This is a genomic window from Halomonas shantousis (assembly GCF_054654615.1).
This window is the reverse complement of sequence record NZ_BAAIER010000002.1, coordinates 570,193-592,512: the sequence shown is the minus strand read 5'-3', so window position 1 is coordinate 592,512 and position 22,320 is coordinate 570,193. Positions and strand designations below refer to the sequence as shown.

Here is a 22,320-nt window from a genome sequence, read left to right as displayed (position 1 = left end):
GGCATTCTTCACTACCTTGTTAGCGACCTGTCTGCTAACAAGGATTCGTGATGAAGACACACCGTTCTCTATCCCCGCTGTTGATCGGGACGCTACTGCTGCCGTTATCGGCCATCGCTCAAGACGATTCGCAGGGCGCTTCCCAGGAGGTGGATTTTGCCACCGAGCGGACCATCGGCGAGATGACGCCCGACTTTCTGTTTCACGATCAGATGCCCACCGGCATCACGGTGACTCAGGAGGGTCGCCGCTTCGTCAGCTATCCTCGCTGGGAGGAGGGTGTCGATTTCACCGTCGCCGAGCTCAAGGATGGCGAGGAGATTCCCTACCCCAATGCTGACCTCAATACGCCCGATGTAGACCATCCCGGCGAGTCGCTGATCAGCGTGCAGAGCGTAATCGCGCCGGGCGACGGCCAGGTGTGGCTGCTCGATACCGGCCGGTTGCCCGATTCGGGCTACGAGGGCTCGGGGCCCCAGGAGAACGGCGCCAAGCTGGTAGCGATCGATCTCGAGACCAATCAGGTCAGCAGGACGATCATACTGCCCGCCAGCGCAGCGCTCGACTCCACCTACCTGAACGATGTGCGCTTCGACTTCTCCCAGGGTAAAGGCGGCATCGCCTATATCACCGACTCGTCGTTTTCCGGCCCCGGGGCGATCATCGTGGTCGATCTTGCCTCGGGCGAGGCCTGGCGCAAGCTGAGCGGCCACGCGTCCACCCAGGCCGAGGCGGATTTCGTGCCCATGGTGGAAGGCGAACGGCTGACCCTGGCCAACAGTGACGGCGAAATCCGCCGCGTTCCCGCCGACGGCATTGCCCTCTCGCCGGATGGCGAGACGCTCTACTACTCGGCCCTCTCCGGCCATCACCTCTACAGCGTGCCCACTCGCCTGTTGCGCGATCGCGCGGCGTCGACCCAGAGCGTGGTCGCGGCGGTGCAGGACCTCGGCTCCAAGGGCGGCGCGTCGGACGGCATGCTGATGGACGCCAGCGGTCGGCTCTACGCCACCGACTACGAGCACAACGCCATTCACCGCTACGACACCGGGAGCGCCTCCTGGGAGACGCTGGTGCACGATCCGCGCCTGCTGTGGCCGGACACCCTGTCACTCGGTCCCGATGGCGGGCTCTACGTCACGGCCAACCAGCTCCAGCGCCAGGCGACGTACCAGGGCCAGGACGAACGGCAAAAGCCCTATGTGCTGTTCAGGATCCAGACCGACGCCCAGCCGCGAGGCGCCAGTCCCGACGGGACATGACCGCGCTATCCGCCGCCAGGCCGTATCCACAGTTCAGGACTACCTCGCCCGGAGCTGATCGGCCAGCCAGGCGCGGGTGCCTTGCTGCCCGGCCTGTTCGGCATGCTCGGCCAATTGCAGGGCGAGTTCAACGTCGTCGGCCTTGAGCGCAGCCCGGATCATGCGCCGATAATCGAGTTCCGGCTGAACGGCATCAGGCACCGGCGCGACATTCGCCGGGACAACCGCCGTCACCGACGGTGGTGAAGCCGATGCCGGACGAGAGGGTGCGGCCGTCTGCACCGTATCGGTGGCATTGAGCGGAATCGAAGGCGCATGCCCCATGAGAGGAGCCAGCAGTCCCCCGTCCCCCAGCGGAGAGACCTCGAGGGTCAGGCGGCCCGTGGCCGTATGCGCCGCCACGGGATCGTCGATGTCGGGAACCGCCAGACCGCGTACACGGGCGTAGACCTTCTCGGGGCTTTCGTAGGTCGTCGTGCCCTGGCGCGCCTGCTCGCTGGTATAGACGACGACATAAGCGGCATCGGGCCCCGGCATGACACTGACCGCACCGCTCAGGCGGGCATCTCGAAAACCGGAGGGTCCCTGATAGCGGAACTGATCGCTGCTTACGCGCCGCACGGGCTGGAAACGTTCGTCCAGCAGCAGCAGCGTCGGAGCGAAAACCTGCTCATCGTCAATGGCGCTGGTCAGCCGCAACGTCAGTGGCTGGCCGTTGCGGGGCAAGGCAAAGGCATGGAAATAGCTCCTGCCATCCGCGAACTGATGCACCGGCGTGGTCGCATCGAAGCTGAGCGTCAGGGTCTGATCCGCCTGAAGAGGCCGATAGGGGAGATCCGCCAGGGTCTGGCAGCACTCCTGGACCTGGCTCGGCGCTGGCTGTCCGGAGCGTGATTCCAGGGCAGAGGGCGGGTTGAGCGACACGCAGCCGGCCAGAGTCGTCAACAGGAGCGTGGTGGCCAGGCGCATAGTCGTCGTCATCGGCAACGTAGAGGGGCAGCGATTCATGACAGTATCCCGATGGGTGGGCAAGACAAAAGGACCCCGAAGCTGGCTTCGGGGCCGAAAGAACAGTAAGCGAGCATGACGGCCGTCATGCGGCGAGGGGCATCAGCCGCCGAACCAGACTTCCATCTGGGCACCGAAGGTCATGCCATCGCTGTCGTCGAAGTCGACATTGTTCGGGCCGTTGGCGTTGGCCAGGTTATCGGCGAGCCGGGCGTAGTCCTCACCTGCCTGATAGGCGTTGCCGCTCCAGTCGGCATAAGTGGCAAACACGCGGATGGTCGGACGGATCATCGCGCCACGCCCGGCCGACCATTGCTGGGCCAGCGTGACCTTGGCGCTCTGGTGGTTGCTGCTGTTGTAGCTGTCGACGTTACTCTGCGGATCGATGTGGTCGTACCCCACTTCCAAGGCGGTACTCATGATATCCGTCCAGTAATAGACCGGCCGAATACCGGCGGAGAACCACTTGCGACCGGTATCGTTGTCGAAACGCTTGTCTTCATAAATGACGGCATAGAGCAGGTCCAGCCTGTCGGGGATCAGCCAAACATGACCGTGATCGAGGATGCGCCACATGTCGCCGTCGTCGTTGTCCAGCACGCTGACCGCCCGGCCCACACTGTTGCCAGGCGTCAGGATACCGTCGGTGCCGTATTGCAGCGCGATCTTGTTGAATCCGCCGAGCCAGTTGCTCTGGGTATGTTCGACGGTCCCCATCCAGCCCTTGTCGGAATCGTCGGGATCGATCCCGTTGTCCTCGAGCATGTCTTCCTGCCATTCGCTCAGCGAGGCACGCCCGTAGTCGACGCCGAACTCCAGTGACCCGCCGGGATTGACCGGGATATCGCCCCAGCGCAGATCGATGGTATCGCCCGAGAGACGCTCGCCGGCATCGGGGAAGCGAGCATCGGTCGTATCGCTGCCACGCGTCCAGGCCAGACTGAGCTTGCCGAGGCCGATATCGATGTCCTCGATCCCGGCGCCCGGCCCCGAGGCATCCCAGTAATAGAAGTCATTCATGTGGATGTCGTGGCGTTTGTAGAAGCGCTTGCCGGCCCACAGCGTCGCGCCCGGCAAGCCGGCGACGACGTTGGTGCCACTAACGTACATCTCGCGGAGCGCGATGTCGTTGTCATCGTCGGCGAGCGACTCGGAGTCGTTGCTCTGCGAGGTGACATAAGCCACGCGACTGGCGAAATCGAAGGTTGTGCCCTGCTGCTGATAGAGCTGGGCACCCAGGCCGATCTCGGCGTAGGTCTCGCATTCGTTGCCGAGACGATACTTGGCGGGGGCTCCAGCCGCCTGGAAGCAGGTTTGCGCCCCACCGCCTGCGGTCGAGCCAATGCCAGAACGGGCATAACCGAAAAAGCTGGGATTGATATCGGCATGCACTCCCATCGGAGCGAGGCAACCGATGCCGATCAATGCATACCTGGCAAAAGGGCGAAAATAGGGTTCAAACTGTCTCATGATACATTCCCTTATTGTTGTATTCGTCGACTCGATACCTCACGGATATCGGGGCCATCCATCGCTATCAACACAATGCTTTTAGGGCACTGAATCACAACGATCTTTTGCCACTTCGTCATGAACAGCCCACTCACTCACAATCCTGACCTCCTGCTCCTCCCACGCCTCTCCCATGAGACAAGAAAAATAAATGTTTAAGAAACAAAATTTTGAGGAAACATTAATCTCTTAATGCTATTCAAAACAATGCTTAATTAGCTGATTTTTTCGATTATTGAAGCGAAATCATGATCCAGCAATACGACTATGGTCACGCAACGAAATCATCAAATAAATCTCTGCCATGATGATCCAGAAATTTCATTTTTTCCCACGACAATTTCCTGCGGCATCACGCTATGATGAGAGTGACTCCTCCTATAAAACAGGCATAAAAGAAAGCATTCATTATTCCGTCATCAGGAGCTCCCATGCAGCATTTCCCGTCACCCTCCTCTTCCCTGTCTTCCGGTTGGCTGAACGCCCCGGGCCATCGCCGCTGGCTGGCCCGGCAGGGCGATGCCCTAATCGCCTTCGGCAAGGCGGCACGTCGCCCCGAAGGCGGTTTCGGCTGGCTGGACGATACCGGACGCCAACGCCACGACAAGGCGCCGCAGACACTGGTCACCGCGCGCATGACCCATACCTTCGCCCTGGCGGCTCTGCAGGGCATTCCCGGGGCGGGAGCCTTGGTGGATCATGGCGTGCAGGCCCTGCTTGATCTATTCATCGATCCGGAGCATGGCGGCTGGTATCCGGAACTGCCGACGCCGGGCATCCAGACCGCCACCCGCAAGGAGGCCTACCTGCATGCCTTCGTCGCGCTGGCTGCCGCCTCGGCGACCGCGGCGGCACGTCCGCATGCCCGTGCGCTTCTCGATCAGATCGTGGATGTGATCGAGGCACGCTTCTGGTCCGACACCGAGGGGCGCATGGTGGAGAGTTACCATCGCGACTGGACGCAGTGCGAACCCTACCGAGGCGCCAACAGCAACATGCACAGCGTCGAGGCCTTCCTGGCGCTGGCCGATGCGCTCGAGGCCCCGGTCTGGCGGGAGCGAGCCCTCAGCATCGCCCGGCACCTGATTCATGAGGATGCCGTCAGTGCCGGCCATGTGGTAGTCGAGCACTTCGATGACCGCTGGCAGCAGCAGCGCGATTACCACCGCGACACGCCTGCCGATCCATTCCGCCCCTACGGGCTCACGCCGGGCCACGCCCTGGAGTGGTCGCGCCTGCTGCTCAATCTCGAAGCCACCCTACTGCACGCCGGCCAGACGACGCCCTCCTGGCTGTTCGAGGATGCCAAGGCCCTGTTCGACACGGCGGTCGCCGGCGGTTGGCATGTCGATGGCGCCCCGGGCTTCGTCTATACCTTGGGCTGGGACGGCCAGCCGGTGGTGAGAAGCCGCATGCACTGGGTGGCCGGCGAAGCCGTCATTGCCGCCGCAGCCTTCCTCATGCGCACCGGCGATTTCCATTACGAACGGTGGTACCGCACCTGGTGGGATTACATCGACACCTACCTGATCGATCGAACCCATGGCAGCTGGCACCACGAACTCGACGAGCACAACGCCCCCGCCGCCAGCGTCTGGTCGGGCAAGCCCGACATCTACCACGCCTACCAGGCGACGCTATTTCCCTTGTTGCCCCTGGCCCCGACAGCGGCCACGGCCTTGGCCAAATACGTCGGCTGACTCGGTCGCGCCCGACACGCCGCCGGGTATCGGCTCAACGTATCCGCGCCCCGCTGTCGGGATCGAAGACCACCATGCGCGCCACGTCGAAGGCGAACAGGGTACGGCTTCCCGACTCGACCGGCGTTCCCGCCCGCATTCGCGCATTGACCTCGCGACCGCCGAGCCGAATGACGGCGTAGAGATCGGCACCGGTCGGCTCGACGAGTCCCACGTTCAGCTCCGCCTCATGAATACTGCCCTCCTGGCGGTTGGCACTGCGCGGGTCGGTGATCGCCTCGGGCCGCAGCCCTATGGTCACTCGGTGCCCGGCATGGCCGACGAGAGCCTGGCGATCGCGCACCACCGGCAACCGCAGCGGTGCCTCGTCCGTCTCGACCACGGCGACCAGTTCGTCACCGTGCGTTTCGAGACGTGCCTCGATCAGATTCATCGACGGCGAGCCCATGAAACCGGCGACAAACAGGTTATTGGGATCGTCGTAGACCTCATGGGGCGTGCCGAGCTGCTGCAGTTCGCCATCGCACATCACCGCGATACGGGTGGCCAGCGTCATCGCCTCGATCTGATCATGGGTGACATAAACGATGGTAGTGCCCAGGCGCTGATGGAGCTGCTTGATCTCGGTACGCATATCGACACGTAGCTTGGCATCGAGGTTGGAAAGCGGCTCGTCGAACAGGAATAGCTGGGGATCGCGCACCAGGGCGCGCCCCATCGCCACGCGCTGTCGCTGTCCGCCGGAAAGCTGGGCAGGCTTGCGTCCCAGCAGCGGCTCGATCTGCAGCATCTGCGCCACCTTCTGGATCGCCTTCTCGCGCTCGGCCTTGGGCACCTTGCGCATCTCGAGGCCAAAGCCGATATTGCCCGCCACCGTCATGCTGGGATAGAGCGCATAGGACTGGAACACCATGGCAATGTTGCGCTGCGACGGGTGCACGTGATTGATCGACTCGCCATCGAGGCGCAGCTCGCCCTCGCTGATCGAGTCGAGACCGGCGATCATGTTGAGCAGCGTCGACTTGCCGCAGCCCGACGGCCCGACCAGCACCAGGAAATCGCCTTTCTCGATGGCGATGTCGATCCCCTTGAGCACCGTCGTGTCACCGAAGCGCTTCTTGACGTTATCGATGTGCAGAAAACTCATTTTTTATTAGCCCTTGACCGATCCGGACATCAGTCCGCGCACGAAATACTTGCCCGCCAGGATGTAGACGATCAGCGTCGGCACGGCCGCGAACATCGCCGCCGCCATGTTGACGTTGTAGGCCTTGACCCCGGTGGAGCTGTTGACAAGGTTGTTGAGCGCCACCGTGATCGGCGCGCTCTCGCCGGAAGTGAAGGTGACGCCGAACAGGAAATCGTTCCAGGCATTGGTGAACTGCCAGATCACGGTGACCACGATGATCGGCAGGGAAGCCGGCAGCAGGATGCGAAAGAAGATGGTGAAGAAGCCGGCCCCATCGAGCATCGCGGCACGCACCAGCTCGTCGGGGAAAGTCTCGTAGTAGTTGCGGAAGAACAGGGTAGTGAAGCCGATGCCGTACACCACGTGCACCAGCACCAGCCCCGTGATGGTGTTCGCCAGATGCAGGAAGCCGAGCACCCGGGCCATGGGCAGCAGAATGATCTGAAACGGGATGAAGCAGCCGAACAGAATCAGCCCGAACACGAGCTTGTGCCCCCGGAAGCGCCACTTGGTCAACACGTAGCCGTTGAAGGCACCGAGCAACGTCGAGAGAATCACCGCTGGCACCACGATGCGAATGCTGTTGAAGAAATAACCGTTGATGCCCTCGCATTCGAGACCGATGCAGGCGCTACCCCACGCCTCGCGCCATGGCGCAAGCGTCCATTGTTCAGGGAGCGCCAGCATGTTGCCCTGATGAATTTCGGGCAACGTCTTGAACGAAGTGGTCAGCATCACGTACAGCGGTGTCAGAAACAGGACAGCGAAACCGATCAGCACGACGTAGAGCAGGACACGCCGCCAGGCATCGGCGCGCGCCGTCGCAGCGGCAGCCCTCATGAGCGGGATCCTCGCAGTTCGGAATAGAGATAAGGCACGATCAGCGCCGCGATGACGGCGAGCATGAACACCGCACTGGCTGCGGCAATGCCCATTTCATTTCGCGAGAAGGCATAGGAATACATGAAGGTCGCCGGTACCGTGGTGGCGTTACCCGGCCCGCCACCGGTCATGGCGACGATCAGATCGAAGCTCTTGATCGCCAGGTGGGCGAGTACCACCACCGCACTCAGAAACACCGGACGCAGCTGGGGAATGATGATGCGCGCATAGATCTTCCAGGTCGGCGCGCCATCGATCTGGGCGGCCTTGATCATTTCGCCGTCGATGCCACGCAGCCCGGCGAGGAACATTGCCATCACGAAGCCCGTCGCTTGCCACACCGCGGCGATGATGACCGTGTAGATCGCCATGTCGAAGTCGATCAGCCAGTCGAAGCTGAAGCTGGTCCAGCCCAGCTCGTGCATGGTCTTCTCGAGTCCCAGGCCGGGATTGAGGAACCACTGCCAGGCGGTGCCGGTAACGATGAACGACAGCGCCATCGGGTAAAGATAAATGGTGCGCAACACGCCTTCGGCTCGGATACGTTGATCGAGCAGGATCGCCAGCAGTAGCCCCAGCAGCGTGCAGCCGACGATATAGAGCAGCCCGAATATCCAGATATTGTGCAGGGCAATGTCCCAGGTCCAGGTGCTCCACAGACGCGACCACTGCTGCCAGCCTACCCAGGTGTAGTCGGGAAGCATGCGGGATGCGCTGAACGAGATGTAGGTGGTCCATACAATGAAGCCGTAGACGAAGAACAGTACGAGCACGAGCGAGGGCGACAGCACGAGCTTGGGTAGCCAAGTCTGCGCGCGAGTGCCCAGCTTACGTTTTGCCGATGAGCCGGCCATGGCGATGCGTCCTGACATGAGACGTGAAATGGAAGCGGCAAAGCAGAAGCCCCGCTAATTGCGGGGCTTCATGCCGTTCAGCCACGAGCGCCCTGTACCGCTCGGGCAAGCTGCTCGGCAGCGGTCTGACTGTCCATGCCGCTGTTCACGAAGGCCGAGACGATGTCGAACACGGCGTTCTTCACCGAGGCCGGGGCGGCGTAGCCATGAGCGAGACTGCCCATCAGCGTATTGTTGTCGGCAGCTTCCTTGACCTGTTCGTAGCCCTTCTGCGCGCAGGCGTCGAGCTTCTCGCCCGACAGGTCCATACGTGCCGGTACCGATCCCTTGATCTGACTGAAGGCGATCTGGAACTCGGGCGACATGATGATGCTGGCCATGGTCCGCTGCATCTCCTGCTGCTGCGGATCGTCGGTCTCGAACATGATCATCAGATCACTGTTGAAGGTCACGGCGCCTTGGGTGCCGGGCGTGCGGAAACATACGAAGTCCTGGCCGGGCTGGAGATTGGCACTGTTGAATTCCCCCTTGGCCCAGTCCCCCATGATCTGGTAGAGCGCCTTGTCGCTGATGACCATGGCAGTCGCCAGATTCCAGTCACGTCCGGAGGAGTTGGCGTCCTTGTAGGCGAGCAACTCACGCATGCGATCGAACGACTCGACCATGGTCTGCGAATTCAATGCGGCTTCGTCGAGGTCGATGAATGCCTGACGATAGAAATCCGGCCCCCCGGTGGCCAGCACCACATTCTCGAACACCGTCGCGTCCTGCCAAGGCTGCCCGCCATAGGCCAGGCCGACGTAACCGGCATCCTGCGCCTTCTTGAGCGAAGCAATGAAATCGTCCCAGGTCTCGGGCTGCTGGATGCCCAGCTCGTCCATCAGCTTCTTGTTCCCCCACACCCAGTTGGTGGAATGGATCTCGAACGGGGCTCCGATCCAGTGGTCGTCATACCGGGCGAAATCCTTCACGGCCTGCGGCAACACCTCGGCCCAGTTCTGCTCCTCGGCGACCGCATCGAGGTTGGCCAGCGCATCGCGCTCGGCCCAGTCGCGGGCGTCGAAGCCGAGGATCTGCGCCGCCGTCGGCGGATTGCCCGAAGCGACACGCGAGCGCAGCACCGCCATGGCATTGGTCCCGGCACCGCCGGCGACCGGCATGTTCTTCCAGCCGACGCCTTGATCGGCCAGATCGTTCTTGAGAACGCCCAACGCCTTGGCCTCGCTGCCCGACGTCCACCAGTTGAGCACTTCCACATCGGCGGCATGTGCCGGTGCCGCCAGCGCCAGCGGCAGGAGCACGCAGCCGATCCCCTTGAGGGCAGTGGAAAAGACATTTGTTTTTAAAAGGTTTTCCATATTCCCACGCTCCATTTTGTTTTATTACTACCGGATCGACCGATTCGATAATGCAGGGCGAAGAATGAGGTTGCTTCAATGTTGTACTTATGAAGCGATATCTTAACGAAAGTCACTATTGCGGGATTATGGAGAGGCGGCAATTAAACTAATGTCTTTTGGACTAAAGCCCATGGTCGCCGGATCAGGTCGGTCGGCTGTCCCCTTCCCGGCAGCCACCGCACCGATGCCACATGCGTGATTTTACGTAAATCGCCATCTTGGAACGGCCGGCCACGACATGCCGTGCAGGGCGATCCGAGAGCGATCCGAGAATTCGAGAACAGCCGACGTCTTATTGTGCGTTACGGGGCTGGCTGCGATGATTTTCCCGATGACGACAGACGACGGTGATGCATGGACAAGTTCGAACTCAAGCTGGACCAGGCGGCGCGTGCCGCCTGGCTTTCCTATGTCGGCGGGCGCACCCAGGACGAGATCGCCAGCCAGTTGGGCGTCTCGCGCCCGGGGGTGCAGCGCCTGCTGGCCCTGGCGCGGCAGGAGGGGCTGGTCAAGGTGCACATCGACCATCCCCTGGCCAGCTGCATGGCCATGGCGGATGCGCTGGTCACCGCCTTCGGGCTGGCATTCTGCGACGTGGTGCCCTCCGATCCCGACAGCGATGACAATTCGCGCTTCCTGGCCCAGGCCGGCGGCGAGCGGCTGCTGCGCTACATCGAGCGGGCCGAGCCGTTGACGCTGTCGCTGGGGACAGGGCGCGCGGTACGCGCCACCGTGGAAGCGTTGAGCCACCTCGAACGTCCCCAGCACCGCTTCGTCTCGCTGGTCGGCAACGTCGCCCGTGACGGCTCCGCCAATCGCTACGACGGCGTGATGGTGCTTGCCGACAAGACCGATGCCGGGCGCTTCCTGCTGCCGGCGCCCGTGGTGGCCGGGTCCGTGGCCGAGAAGGACGCCCTGCTCGCTCAGCCCCTGGTACAGGCGGTGGCACAGGTAGCGATGCAATCCGAGGCCGGCTTCATCGGCATCGGGCGCATCGATCCGCAGGCGACGCTGTTCCAGGATCAGTTCATCAGCAGGGCGGAGCTCGAGGAGCTGCTCGAAGCCGGCGCCGTCGGCGAATTGCTGGGCTGGCCGCTGGATCGCGACGGCACGCTGATCGACTGCCCGCTCACCCGGCGCATCACCAGCCTGCCGCTCGTGGCGCTCGACGGACAGGCCCTGGTCGGGCTGGCCGGCGGACGCGACAAGGGGCCGGCGATCCTTGCCGCCCTGCGTGGCGGTTGGCTGCAAGGCCTGGTGACCGACGAAGCGGCGGCACGCTTCATTCTCGAGCAGATCGGCTGACTAGGCGAAAGTCTAAGCCCAGCGGTTTGCTTTTTTCGGGGGCTGGAATGATCATTTGTTCTACCAATGAGTAGATTGATCAAAAAACAAATCCACGATCTCCTCCGAGGAGCATGCCATGCGGTTACGTCACGCCATTCCGCTGGTCGGGGCTGCGGCCCTGACCTCCTTCTCCGCCCAGGCGCAGACCATCACCGTCGCGACGGTCAACAACAACGACATGGTCATCATGCAGAGCCTGACCGACGAGTTCGAGAAGGCCCACCCGGATATCCAACTGAACTGGGTCGTTCTCGAGGAGAACGTGCTGCGCCAGCGCATGACTACTGACATCGCCACCGACGGCGGCCAGTTCGACGTCATGACCATCGGCGCTTACGAGGTGCCGATCTGGGCTGAACGCGGCTGGCTGACACCACTCGATGACCTGCCCGAGAGCTACCATGTCGATGACCTGCTGCAGACGGTTCGCGATGGCCTGAGCCACGACGACACCCTTTACGCGCTGCCGTTCTACGCCGAAAGCTCGATGCTGTATTACAACAAGGCGCTGTTCGAGAAGGCCGGCCTCGAGATGAGCGAACAGCCGACCTGGCAGGAAGTGCGCGACTGGGCCAGCCAGATCCACGATCCCCAGAACGAGGTCTACGGCATCTGCCTGCGCGGCAAGCCGGGCTGGGGCGAGAACATGGCCTTCGTCTCGACCCTGGTGAACACTTACGGCGGGCGCTGGTTCGACATGGACTGGAATCCCCAGCTCGATTCCCAGGCCTGGCAGGACGCCGTGTCGTTCTATGTCGACCTGCTCGACAACTATGGACCGCCGGGGGCCAGCTCCAACGGTTTCAACGAGAACCTGGCGCTGTTCTCACGCGGCAACTGCGGCATGTGGGTCGACGCCACCTCGGCCGCCGGCAAGCTCTACAATCCCGACGAGTCCGATGTCGCCGACCAGTTGGGCTTTGCCCCGGCGCCGGTCGCCGAAACCCCCAAGGGCTCGCACTGGCTGTGGACCTGGGCACTGGCGATTCCGAAGTCCTCCGACGCCAAGGACGCCGCGAAGACCTTCATCACCTGGGCGACATCGCAGGATTACATCGAGCTCGTCGGTGAGACCAAGGGCTGGACCAGCGTACCGCCGGGCACCCGGGAGTCCACCTACGCCAACGAAAACTACCAGCAGGCCGCGCCGTTTGCCGACTTCGTGCTCAACGCCATCCGCGAGGCCGATCCCACCGACTCGACCCTGGAGCCCAGCCCCTACGTGGGCGTGCAGTTCGTGGGCATTCCCGAGTTCCAGGCCATCGGCACCCAGGTCGGGCAGATGATCGCCGCGGCGCTGACCGGCGACATGTCGGTGGAGCAGGCGCTGAGTTCGGCGCAGCGTTCGACCGAGCGCACCATGCAACGCGCGGGCTATCCCAAGTAGCCGTCGCAAGCCATCCAGCCGCTGCCGGCCCGGTGACGCATCATCGCCAGGCCGGGCACTCTCTCCGGCCGGCGACACTCCAACCTACTGCGTGAACGCCATGAACAAAGCACGAGCCTCCGGGCGCACCGTCGGGGGATTGCGTTCCCTTACCCTGCAGGCGCCTGCCGTCACCCTGCTGCTTCTGTGGATGATCGTACCGCTGGCGATGACCGTGTGGTTCTCCTCCCAGCGCTACAACCTGCTGATGCCGGGCATGAACGGCTTCGCCGGGCTGGAAAATTACCGATACCTGTTCACCGATCCGGCGCTGTGGTCGGCGATGGGCACCACGCTGATTCTGGTGGGCTCGGTGCTGGCGATCACCGTCATCGGCGGCACGCTGCTGGCCGTGCTGTTCCAGCAGGAGTTCTTCGGCCGCGGCATCGCACGGGTGCTGGCCATCTCGCCGTTCTTCGTCATGCCCACCGTCAGCGCGCTGGTGTGGAAGAACATGATGATGCACCCGGCCAACGGCGTGCTCTCCTGGGTCGCCGAACTGTTCGGCCTGCCGGCGGTGGACTGGTTCTCGTCGCTGCCGCTGACCTCGATCATCATCATCGTTGCCTGGCAGTGGCTGCCGTTCGCCCTGCTGATCCTGCTCACCGCGCTGCAGTCGCTGGACGATGACCAGGTCGAGGCGGCACGCATGGACGGCGCCGGCCCGCTGGCCGTGTTCTTCTACATCACGCTGCCGCACTTAAAGCGCGCGATCAGCGTGGTGATCATGATCGAGATGATCTTTTTGCTCACCGTGTTCGCCGAGATCTTCGTGACGACCTCGGGTGGCCCTGGCCTGGCCACCACCAACCTGGCCTATTACATCTACATCAGCGCGCTGCTCGATTTCGACGTGGGCATGGCCTCCGCCGGCGGGGTGGTCGCGATCATTCTCGCCAATATCGTCGCCATCTTCCTGGTCCGCATGGTGGCCAGGAACCTGGAAAGCTAGTCGGGGAGCCGAATCATGACGAGCGCAAAGACCGGCCAGGCGCCCCTGGCCCACGACACCAAGTCGACCCGGGCGACGTCGCGGAAATCTTATCTGAGCGGGATAGCCGGCCGTCGCCTGTGGCTGACCGTGCTTGGCTGGAGCGTGGCCATCCTGATCTTCTTCCCGATCTTCTGGATGATCGTGACCAGCTTCAAGACCGAAACCGAGGCCATCGCCGACCCCAGCCTGATCTTCTCGCCGACCGTGGAGAACTACATCGAGGTGCAGCAGCGCGCCGACTACTTCAAGTTCGCCCTGAACAGTGTCGTGGTAGCCTTCGGCTCGACCCTGCTGGCCCTGCTGTTGGCGATTCCCTCGGCCTACTCCATGGCCTTTCTGCCCACCAGGCGCACCAAGGGCACGCTGCTGTGGATGCTGTCCACCAAGATGCTGCCGCCGGTGGGCGTGCTGGTGCCGATCTATCTGCTGTTTCGCGATACCGGGCTGCTCGACACGCGCACTGGTCTGATCATCGTCTACACGTTGATGAATCTGCCGATCGTGGTGTGGATGCTCTATACCTTCTTCAAGGACTTGCCCAAGGACATCCTCGAGGCGGGGCGCATGGATGGCGCCAGCACCTTTCAGGAAGTCTGGCATCTGCTGCTGCCGCTGACCCTGCCGGGCATCGCCTCTACCGGATTGTTGGCGGTGATCCTGAGCTGGAACGAGGCCTTCTGGAGCCTCAACCTCACCTCGTCGCAGGCGGCACCGCTGACCGCCTACATCGCCTCGTTCTCGAGCCCCGAGGGACTGTTCTGGGCCAAGCTCTCCGCGGCCTCGACCATGGCCATCGCCCCCATCCTGGTGTTCGGCTGGCTCACGCAGAAGCAGATGGTGCGTGGCCTGACCTTCGGCGCGGTGAAATAGGTATTCGTCGATGCCGAACGGCTGTTCGGCTGGCGCTCTCCTAAACGTAGAAGCAGATGGTACGTGGCCTGACATTCAGCGCGGTGAAATAGGTATTCGTCGATGCCGAACGGCTGTTCGGCTGGCGCTCTCCTAAACGTAGAAGCAGATGGTACGTGGCCTGACATTCAGCGCGGTGAAATAGGTATTCGTCGATGCCGAACGGCTGTTCGGCTGGCGCTCTCCTAAACGTAGAAGCAGATGGTGCGTGGCCTGACCTTCGGTGCCGTCAAATAGCGTTCAGTAGAACAAGGAGCGGAACATGGCAACGCTACAACTCAAGCAGGTCGTCAAGCAGTTCGACGACACCCGCGTGATCAAGGGCGTCGACCTGGACGTCAACGACAAGGAATTCGTGGTCTTCGTCGGCCCGTCCGGATGCGGCAAGTCGACCCTGCTGCGCATGATCGCCGGCCTGGAAAGCACCACGGGCGGCGACATTCTCATCGACGGCCAGCGCATCAACGATGTGGGCCCTGCCGAGCGCGGCCTGGCCATGGTCTTCCAGAGCTATGCGCTGTATCCGCACATGACCGTCGAGGACAACATGGGCTTCAGCCTCAAACTGGCTGGCATCTCCAAGCAGGCGCGCCGCCAGAAGGTGCTGGAGGCGGCACGCATCCTGCAGCTCGAGCCGTTGCTCGACCGTAAGCCCAGGGCCCTTTCGGGTGGCCAGCGCCAGCGCGTGGCGATCGGTCGGGCGATCGTGCGCAACCCGAGCATCTTCCTGTTCGACGAGCCGTTGTCCAACCTCGACGCGGCGCTGCGCGTGCAGATGCGCATCGAGCTGGCGCGCCTGCATGACGAGCTCGACGCCACCATGATCTACGTCACTCACGACCAGATCGAGGCCATGACCATGGCCGACAAGATCGTCGTGCTGCAGGGCGGCGTGGTCGAACAGGTCGGCTCGCCCATGGAACTCTATCACCATCCGCGCAATCGCTTCGTGGCCGGCTTCATTGGTTCGCCGAAGATGAATTTCCTCGACGTCGAGGTCATGGGGGCGAGTGCCAAGGGCGTCGATGTGCGATTACCGGGCGGCGGACAGTGTCATGTGCCCGTGGATGGCAGCGCACTGAATCCAGGCGAGCGTCTCGAACTCGGGGTGCGTCCCGAACACCTGCTCCTTAACGATCAGGGCCCGCTTGAGGGGGAGGTTCAGGTCATCGAGCGTCTGGGTGGGTCGACCTCCTTGTATCTGCAGATGGGCGACACACCGGTCATTCTGGTCACCGATGGCGATGTGACCTCGCAGGTCCGCGACACGGTGCGCTTCGGTTTCGACGCTGGACGCGCCCACCTGTTCGACAACCACGGCCTGGCACTGCCCAACCTGCATCGACATCCGCTGGCCGACATCTGCCGCCAGGACAATCGCTCGGCGCCCAGCGCGGCTGCCAGTCACTGATCACGTCACCGAGGAATGGCATGGAAACCCTGATCTTCGATTGCGACGGCGTACTGGTGGACAGCGAGGCCATCGCCGAGAAAACGCTGATCCAGCGACTCGGCGAATGGCTGCCGGATATCCAGCCCGACTCGGCGCTGCGTCAGGCGCTGGGCATGACCACGGCGGCGATTCTCGAGCACATCGAGCGGGACAGCGCTCACCGGCTGCCCGGTGATGCCCTCGAACGCCTCGATACCGATATCGAGGCACGCCTGGTCCGCGAGCTGCTGGCCATCGAGGGCGTCGCCGAGGTCGTGGCGCGCCTCGACATGCCGCTGGCGATCGTCTCCAACAGCCGGCGTCAGCGCGTGGTGGCGTCGCTCAAGGCCACCGGGCTCGACGCCTGGCTGGGCAATGTGCCGCTGTTCACCGCCGACCAGGCGGAACGGCCCAAACCGGATCCGGCGGTCTACCTGCTGGCAGCCCGCAGCATGGGATGTGCGCCGGCGGAGTGCCTGGTGATCGAGGACAGCGTGTCGGGCGTCAAAGCCGCGCATGCCGCCGGCATGACCGTGATCGGTTTTACCGGCGCCAGCCATATCGAGGCGGGGCATGAGCAGCGTCTACTCGAGGCCGGTGCCTGGCGGATCATGAACGACATGCAGGGGCTCGAGGCATTGATTGCGCATTGGCGCGACCGACGTGGGCGGAACCTGGCGTAACCCGATTCAAGGAACAAGGACGATAATGCGATGAAACTCGACAACAAGGTCGCCATCGTGACCGGCGGCGCGCGGGGTATCGGGCTGGCCATCGTCACGCGCTACCTGCAGGAGGGGGCGCGCGTCGTGGTGGCGGACATCGATGCGCAGGCCATCGATGCCGCCATCGGCCAGCTCAGGCAGGCACTCGACCCCTCGGGCGAGCGGGTCATGGGCCAGCGTCTCGATGTCTGCGACCGGGATTCCATCGCCGCCCTGGTACGGGACGTCACCGCGCGCTTCGGCGGCATCGACATTCTGGTCAACAACGCCGCGGTGTTCGACATGGCGCCGGTGCTCGAGGTCACCGAGCAGAGCTACGACCGGCAGTTCAGCGTCAACGTCAAAGGCCTGTTCTTCACCCTGCAGGCGGTGGCCCAGGCCATGGTCGAGCGTGGCAGCGGCGGCAAGATCATCAACATGGCCAGTCAGGCGGGGCGTCGCGGCGAACCGCTGGTGAGCATGTACTGCGCCTCCAAGGCCGCCGTGATCAGCCTGACCCAGTCCTGCGGCCTGGATCTGATCAAGCATCGCATCAACGTCAACGGTATCGCCCCCGGCGTGGTCGACACGCCGATGTGGGATGAGGTCGATGCGCTGTTCGCCCGCTACGAGAACCGTCCGCTCGGCGAAAAGAAGCGCCTGGTCGGCGAGGCGGTGCCTTACGGGCGCATGGGCCGGCCCGAGGATCATGCCGGCGCGGCGGTGTTTCTGGCTTCGTCGGATAGCGATTATGTCGTTGCACAGACCCTAAACGTCGACGGGGGCAATTGGATGAGCTGAGGCGTGTCCGAAAACTGGCTGCGCTCGATCATACGGCGTTAAACATCGACTCAAAAATGCTCATTTACCCAACGTAAACTCCGCCTTTTTCGTCGATGTTTGCCTTGTCTGGTCATCGCTCGCTGCGTTTTAGGACACGCCTGGCCTAGGCAAGTACAAATGCCGAGAAACTCATGAATCCGAATATTCACGACATGGCGGCGCGGCTGATCGCTGCCGCTGCCGACCGCAAGCGCTTCATCGTCGCCCTGGCCGGGCCGCCGGCGGCGGGCAAATCGTTCCTGTCGGCGTGGCTGGCCCGAGAGATAAATGCCCGCCAGCCGGGTATCGCGGCGGTCGTGCCGATGGATGGTTATCACCTCGACAATGCCGTGCTCGAGCCGCGTGGGCAGGTGCCGATCAAGGGGGCGCCGGAGACCTTCGATCCCGATGGGCTGCTTCACGATCTGCAGCGCATCCGCCGGGCGGACCGCACGGTGGCGGTGCCGGTGTTCGACCGACCGCTCGATCTGGCCCGCGCCGGTGGTCGGTTGGTCACCCTCGAGCATCGCATCGTCATCGTCGAGGGCAATTACCTGCTGCTCGACCGGGCGCCGTGGTCGGCCCTGCGCGAATGCTTCGACCTGAGCCTGTTTCTGGAGGTGCCCGACGAGGTGCTGGAAGCGCGCTTGATCCAGCGCTGGCTGGGCATGGGGCAGGAGCAAGCAGGTGCCATCGACAAGGCCCGCCACAAGGACATGCTCAACGCCCGACTCATCAAGGCGGCGTCGGTCGAGCCGGATATCCGCTGGTACTGACGCGCCATCCTTTTTCCAATTTTCACTGCCGCAAGGAGTGCCCATGACCGCTCTCAGCCGCCAGACTCTCGACCAGCTCGATTCCCGCGTCGCCGTGCCCCATTACGAGCGCAGCGCGGTGACGCCGGGTATCGTCCATTTCGGCGTGGGCGGTTTTCACCGTGCCCATCAGGCCATGTACCTCGATGCACTGATGAACCGTGGCGAGGCCCTGGACTGGGGCATCGTCGGGGTCGGCGTGATGCCGGGCGACCGTCGCATGCAGGAGGCGCTGGCCGCGCAGGACTATCTCTACACTTTGATCACCAAGCATCCCGACGGCCACTATGAACCGCGCGTGATCGGCTCGATCATCGACTATCTGTTCGCCCCCGACGATCCCGGGGCGGTGATCGAGCGGATGGCCGACCCGGCCACCCGTATCGTCTCGCTGACCGTGACCGAGGGCGGCTACAACTTCCATCATGTCACCGGCGAGTACGATCTGAGCAATGCGCAGGTCAGGCACGATCTGGAACATCCGCAGGCCCCACAGACCACCTTCGGACTGATCGTCGAAGCGCTGCGACGCCGGCGCGAGCGGGGCGTGGCACCATTCACGGTGATGTCCTGCGACAACATCCAGGGCAATGGCGAAGTCGCGCATCGCATGTTCACGGCGCACGCCCGGGCGCTGGATAGCGAACTTGGCGCCTGGGTAGAGCGCGAGGTGCGTTTTCCCAATTCGATGGTCGACCGCATCACGCCGGTCACCACGCCAACGGACATCGAGGAGCTGCAGCGGCGTTTCGCGGTCGAGGATCGTTGGCCGGTGGTCTGCGAGCCGTTCACCCAATGGGTGCTCGAGGACCACTTCACGCTTGGCAGGCCGGCCTTCGAGACGGTCGATGTGCAGGTCGTCGACGATGTCATGCCCTACGAGCTGATGAAACTGCGCCTGCTCAACGCCAGCCACCAGGCGCTGACCTACTTTGGCTATCTGGCCGGCTACCGGTACGCCCATGAGGTCTGCCAGGACCCGCTGTTCGTCGATTTCCTGCTCGACTACATGAACATCGAGGCCACGCCGACCCTGCGTCCGGTGCCGGGTGTCGACCTGGATGTCTACAAGCGCACCCTGATCGAACGCTTCGCCAATCCCGAGATCAAGGACACCCTGGCGCGCCTTTGTGCGGAAAGCTCGGATCGCATTCCCAAGTGGCTGCTGCCGGTGATTCGCGAGCAACTCGTCCGCGGTGGCGATATCCGGCGCAGCGCGGCAGTGGTCGCCAGCTGGGCCCGCTATGCCGAGGGCGCCGACGAGCAGGGCTGCCCCATCGAGATCGTCGACCGGCTCAGGGACTCGCTGATCGCCATTGCTCGCGACAATCGTCAGCGGCCGACCGCATTCATCGAGAATCGCCAACTGTTCGGCGACCTGGCTGATGACGAGCGCTTTCGCCGGGCCTACCTCGAGGCGCTGGAGCGCTTGCATGCCCAAGGCGCCCGGGCCACGGTAGAAGCCCTGGTGGCGGGGTAGTTCGCGAGCGAAGGCCACGACTATCCTGTACGGCAAGGGCAGGCGACAGCGAATGAGGGCGAACGAGGAACAGCGCATGTACGCAGGAGTGGACTGCGGAACCCAGAGCACCAAGGTGGTCATCGTCGATACCGCGCAGGGCGTGATCGGCGAGGCCAGTCACGCGCACCGGCTGGACGAGGGCGAGGGCGGCCGGCGCGAGCAGCATCCCGAGGAGTGGATCGAGGCGCTGCGCAGCGCCTTTGCCGACGCCGTGGAACAGGCCAGGATCGACCCGCGCGAGATCCGTGCCATCGGTGTGTCCGGCCAGCAGCACGGCATGGTCGCGCTCGACGAACGCGGCGAGCCGCTGTATCCGGCCAAGCTGTGGTGCGATACCGAAACGGCCCTGCACAACGAGGCGCTGGTCGAGAAACTGGGCGGCCACCAGGCCTGCCTGGAGACGCTGGGGCTGATGCTGCAGACCGGCTACACGGCTTCCAAGGTAGCTTGGTTGCGCGACACGCACCCCGAGTTGTATCGGCGCATCGATACACTCCTGCTCCCCCACGATTACCTCAATTTCTGGCTGACCGGCGAGCGCGTCGCCGAATGCGGCGACGCCTCGGGGACCGGTTACTTCGATACCCGCTCGCGTACCTGGCATCATGAGGTCTTTCGGGTCATTGCCCCCGAACTCGATCCCGAGCGGGTGCTGCCGCGGCTGATCGATTCCCGCAAGCCGGTAGGGCGGGTACGTCCCGAGGTGGCTCGCCAGTTGGGGCTCGGCGAGGATGTCCTGGTCGCCAGCGGCGGCGGTGACAACATGATGGCGGCCATCGGGACGGGGAATATTACCCCGGGCCTGGTCACCCTGAGTCTCGGCACGTCGGGAACGGTCTATGCTTACGCCGATCATCCCGTCGTCGAGGCCAGCGGCCTGGTGGCCAATTTCTGTGCCAGCAGTGGCGGCTGGCTGCCCCTGGTATGCACCATGAACGTGACCTCGGCGACCACCCGTGTACGCGAGCTGTTCGGCTTCGACATCGCCACCTTCGGCGAGCAGGTCGCGGCCGCGCCGGTGGGGGCGGGCGGGGTGATGGTGCTGCCATTCTTCAACGGCGAACGCGTGCCGACGCTGCCGCATGCCACTGCAAGCTTCGTCGGCCTGACCAGCCGCAACACTACGCCGGCCAACCTGTGTCGGGCGGTCGTGGAAGGCACCACCTTTGGGCTGCGCTATGGCCTCGACCTGCTCGGGCCGCTGGCGCAACGTGCCAACCAGGTGCGTCTGGTCGGCGGCGGTGCCAAGAGCCCGGTGTGGCGCCAAATTGTCGCCGACGTGCTGGGCGTCGAGGTGATCTGCCCCAACATTACCGAGGCGGCGGCACTCGGGGCGGCCATACAGGCGGCGTGGTGTGATGATCACGAACGCGGTGCGAGTCGCACGCTGACCGAATTATGTGAGGGCCTGGTCAGTCTCGATAGCAAGACGCAGACCCGGCCCCAGGCGGAAAACGTACCGCGCTACCAGACACTCTATCGGACCTACCGGCAGGCACTGGCCGAACGCTACGAGGTGCCGGTCTGACGTAGCGCCCGGCCGACTCTCGTTCGTGGCGGCGTGCTCATTCGTCGGGCAACTCCTCGCGGTGCGGCAGGTCCGGCCCACGCCGCGTGCAGGTCAGGGCCGCGGCCCGCCCGGCGAAACGCAACATCGCCTCGATCTGCGACGCGCTCAAGTCCGCAATGCCGGACGGCGTCGCCAGCCTCTGCTCGTCGAGCCAGCACAGCATGGCGGCCTGAAACGTGTCGCCCGCCCCCACCGCATCGACCATCTCCACCGGACAGGCGGCCTGCGTCAAGCGCCCATGGGTTCGGGAGAACGCCGTCACGCCCTGCCCGCCCCGCGTCATGATCACCAGTTGGCAGCGCTCGGACAGCCAGCCTTGGGCCACGGCCTCGGCGTGATGCTCGCCATACAGCGTGACGAGATCCTCTTCGCTGACCTTGATGAGATGCGCCTGACGCGCCAGGGCCTCGATCCTCTCGCGCCAGCGCTCGCCATCGGGCTCGATCTGCAGACGCACGTTGGGGTCGAGCGAGATCAGGCGGTGTTCCGCTTCCCGCTCGACCAATGCCTGCAGCGTCTCGGCGGTGGGCGATACCACCAGCGAATAGGAGCCCACATGAAGGCCGCGGATATCGGCGGCGAGTTGGGGCAGATGGGCCGCCGTGAGCCTGCGGTCGGCACCGCGCTCATTGTAGAAGGCGTACTGCGGCGAACCGCCGGCATCGAGGGCCACCATCGCCAGCGTCGTCGGATCGTCGAGACGCACGAGGTAGTCGCGACTCACCCCTTCGCGGGCCAGGACTCGGGCCAGGCGCTGTCCGAGAAAGTCGGTGGAGAGCCCGGCGAACAGCGCCGACTCGCATCCGAGCCGCCTGAGCCCGATTGCCACATTGAACGGCGATCCACCGGCCACCGCCTCGAATTCCAGCGACGAGGCGTCGCCATCGGCGGCCCCGGGAGCCGCAAAGAAGTCGAACAACGCTTCACCGCAGACAAGAAACATCTTCCCCCTCCCCTTGCCGAATCCTGCTG

19 protein-coding genes are annotated in these 22,320 nt (G+C 63.6%); 12 read left to right on the top strand and 7 right to left on the bottom strand.

Annotated features, from left to right (window positions below; all coding sequences use genetic code 11):
* Positions 1-50: 50 nt before the first annotated feature.
* On the top strand, positions 51-1,262 hold the full coding sequence (locus tag ACYQ12_RS03450) for an L-dopachrome tautomerase-related protein (protein ID WP_459867740.1): 1,212 nt from the start codon (positions 51-53) through the stop codon (positions 1,260-1,262).
* 39 nt (positions 1,263-1,301) lie between these two features.
* Here ACYQ12_RS03450 and ACYQ12_RS03445 read toward each other — a convergent pair whose 3' ends face one another.
* Both ACYQ12_RS03445 and ACYQ12_RS03440 read right to left on the bottom strand, forming a co-directional pair.
* Positions 1,302-2,270, bottom strand: a complete 969-nt coding sequence (locus ACYQ12_RS03445) for a MalM family protein (RefSeq protein ID WP_459867738.1) — start codon at positions 2,268-2,270, stop codon at positions 1,302-1,304.
* 102 nt (positions 2,271-2,372) lie between these two features.
* Positions 2,373-3,740: a maltoporin gene (locus ACYQ12_RS03440; protein ID WP_459867735.1), complete on the bottom strand. Its 1,368-nt coding sequence runs from the start codon at positions 3,738-3,740 to the stop codon at positions 2,373-2,375.
* Positions 3,741-4,213: 473 nt separating this feature from the next.
* On the opposite strand from ACYQ12_RS03440, the gene ACYQ12_RS03435 reads away from it, so the two are divergent.
* Positions 4,214-5,482, top strand: coding sequence for a D-mannose isomerase (locus ACYQ12_RS03435; RefSeq protein WP_459867732.1), 1,269 nt, complete (start codon positions 4,214-4,216; stop codon positions 5,480-5,482).
* A gap of 34 nt (positions 5,483-5,516) precedes the next feature.
* On the opposite strand, the gene ACYQ12_RS03430 is transcribed toward ACYQ12_RS03435, so the two are convergent.
* The 4 genes from ACYQ12_RS03430 to ACYQ12_RS03415 form a co-directional block, all read right to left on the bottom strand.
* Positions 5,517-6,629: an ABC transporter ATP-binding protein gene (locus ACYQ12_RS03430; RefSeq protein WP_459867729.1), complete on the bottom strand. Its 1,113-nt coding sequence runs from the start codon at positions 6,627-6,629 to the stop codon at positions 5,517-5,519.
* A 6-nt stretch (positions 6,630-6,635) separates the two neighbouring features.
* Entirely contained in the window at positions 6,636-7,511 is an 876-nt protein-coding gene (locus ACYQ12_RS03425) for a carbohydrate ABC transporter permease (protein ID WP_459867726.1), read from the bottom strand.
* Positions 7,508-8,407, bottom strand: a complete 900-nt coding sequence (locus ACYQ12_RS03420; RefSeq protein WP_459867723.1) for a carbohydrate ABC transporter permease — start codon at positions 8,405-8,407, stop codon at positions 7,508-7,510. The genes ACYQ12_RS03425 and ACYQ12_RS03420 overlap by 4 nt, the downstream gene beginning before the upstream one ends.
* 77 nt (positions 8,408-8,484) lie before the next feature.
* Positions 8,485-9,765 (bottom strand): ABC transporter substrate-binding protein, encoded by a 1,281-nt coding sequence (locus ACYQ12_RS03415; RefSeq protein WP_459867720.1) that lies wholly within the window; start codon positions 9,763-9,765, stop codon positions 8,485-8,487.
* 396 nt (positions 9,766-10,161) lie between these two features.
* Between ACYQ12_RS03415 and ACYQ12_RS03410 the strand changes: the two genes are divergently transcribed.
* The 10 genes from ACYQ12_RS03410 (at position 10,162) to xylB (ending at position 21,306) form a co-directional block, all read left to right on the top strand.
* On the top strand, positions 10,162-11,112 hold the full coding sequence (locus ACYQ12_RS03410) for a sugar-binding transcriptional regulator (RefSeq protein ID WP_459867717.1): 951 nt from the start codon (positions 10,162-10,164) through the stop codon (positions 11,110-11,112).
* A 118-nt stretch (positions 11,113-11,230) separates the two neighbouring features.
* Positions 11,231-12,541, top strand: coding sequence for an ABC transporter substrate-binding protein (locus ACYQ12_RS03405; protein WP_459867714.1), 1,311 nt, complete (start codon positions 11,231-11,233; stop codon positions 12,539-12,541).
* Between the two features lie 100 nt (positions 12,542-12,641).
* A complete protein-coding gene (locus tag ACYQ12_RS03400; RefSeq protein WP_459867711.1) occupies positions 12,642-13,532 on the top strand; it encodes a carbohydrate ABC transporter permease in 891 nt (296 codons plus the stop codon).
* A 15-nt stretch (positions 13,533-13,547) separates the two neighbouring features.
* The gene (locus tag ACYQ12_RS03395) at positions 13,548-14,444 is read left to right on the top strand and encodes a carbohydrate ABC transporter permease (protein WP_459867708.1); all 897 of its coding nucleotides are present in this window, start codon (positions 13,548-13,550) and stop codon (positions 14,442-14,444) included.
* 301 nt (positions 14,445-14,745) lie between these two features.
* The gene (locus tag ACYQ12_RS03390; protein ID WP_459867705.1) at positions 14,746-15,894 is read left to right on the top strand and encodes an ABC transporter ATP-binding protein; all 1,149 of its coding nucleotides are present in this window, start codon (positions 14,746-14,748) and stop codon (positions 15,892-15,894) included.
* A gap of 20 nt (positions 15,895-15,914) precedes the next feature.
* Positions 15,915-16,598, top strand: a complete 684-nt coding sequence (locus tag ACYQ12_RS03385) for an HAD family hydrolase (protein ID WP_459867702.1) — start codon at positions 15,915-15,917, stop codon at positions 16,596-16,598.
* 30 nt (positions 16,599-16,628) lie between these two features.
* The gene (locus ACYQ12_RS03380) at positions 16,629-17,420 is read left to right on the top strand and encodes an L-iditol 2-dehydrogenase (protein ID WP_459867699.1); all 792 of its coding nucleotides are present in this window, start codon (positions 16,629-16,631) and stop codon (positions 17,418-17,420) included.
* Positions 17,421-17,593: 173 nt separating this feature from the next.
* Positions 17,594-18,217 carry a nucleoside triphosphate hydrolase gene (locus ACYQ12_RS03375; protein ID WP_459867696.1) on the top strand — a complete coding sequence of 208 codons (624 nt, stop codon included), beginning with the start codon at positions 17,594-17,596 and terminating at the stop codon, positions 18,215-18,217.
* 43 nt (positions 18,218-18,260) lie between these two features.
* Positions 18,261-19,736 carry a mannitol dehydrogenase family protein gene (locus ACYQ12_RS03370; protein ID WP_459867693.1) on the top strand — a complete coding sequence of 492 codons (1,476 nt, stop codon included), beginning with the start codon at positions 18,261-18,263 and terminating at the stop codon, positions 19,734-19,736.
* Positions 19,737-19,812: 76 nt separating this feature from the next.
* The gene (xylB, locus tag ACYQ12_RS03365; RefSeq protein ID WP_459867690.1) at positions 19,813-21,306 is read left to right on the top strand and encodes a xylulokinase; all 1,494 of its coding nucleotides are present in this window, start codon (positions 19,813-19,815) and stop codon (positions 21,304-21,306) included.
* Between the two features lie 37 nt (positions 21,307-21,343).
* Here xylB and ACYQ12_RS03360 read toward each other — a convergent pair whose 3' ends face one another.
* The gene (locus ACYQ12_RS03360) at positions 21,344-22,291 is read right to left on the bottom strand and encodes a carbohydrate kinase family protein (RefSeq protein ID WP_459867687.1); all 948 of its coding nucleotides are present in this window, start codon (positions 22,289-22,291) and stop codon (positions 21,344-21,346) included.
* Positions 22,292-22,320 lie beyond the last annotated feature (29 nt).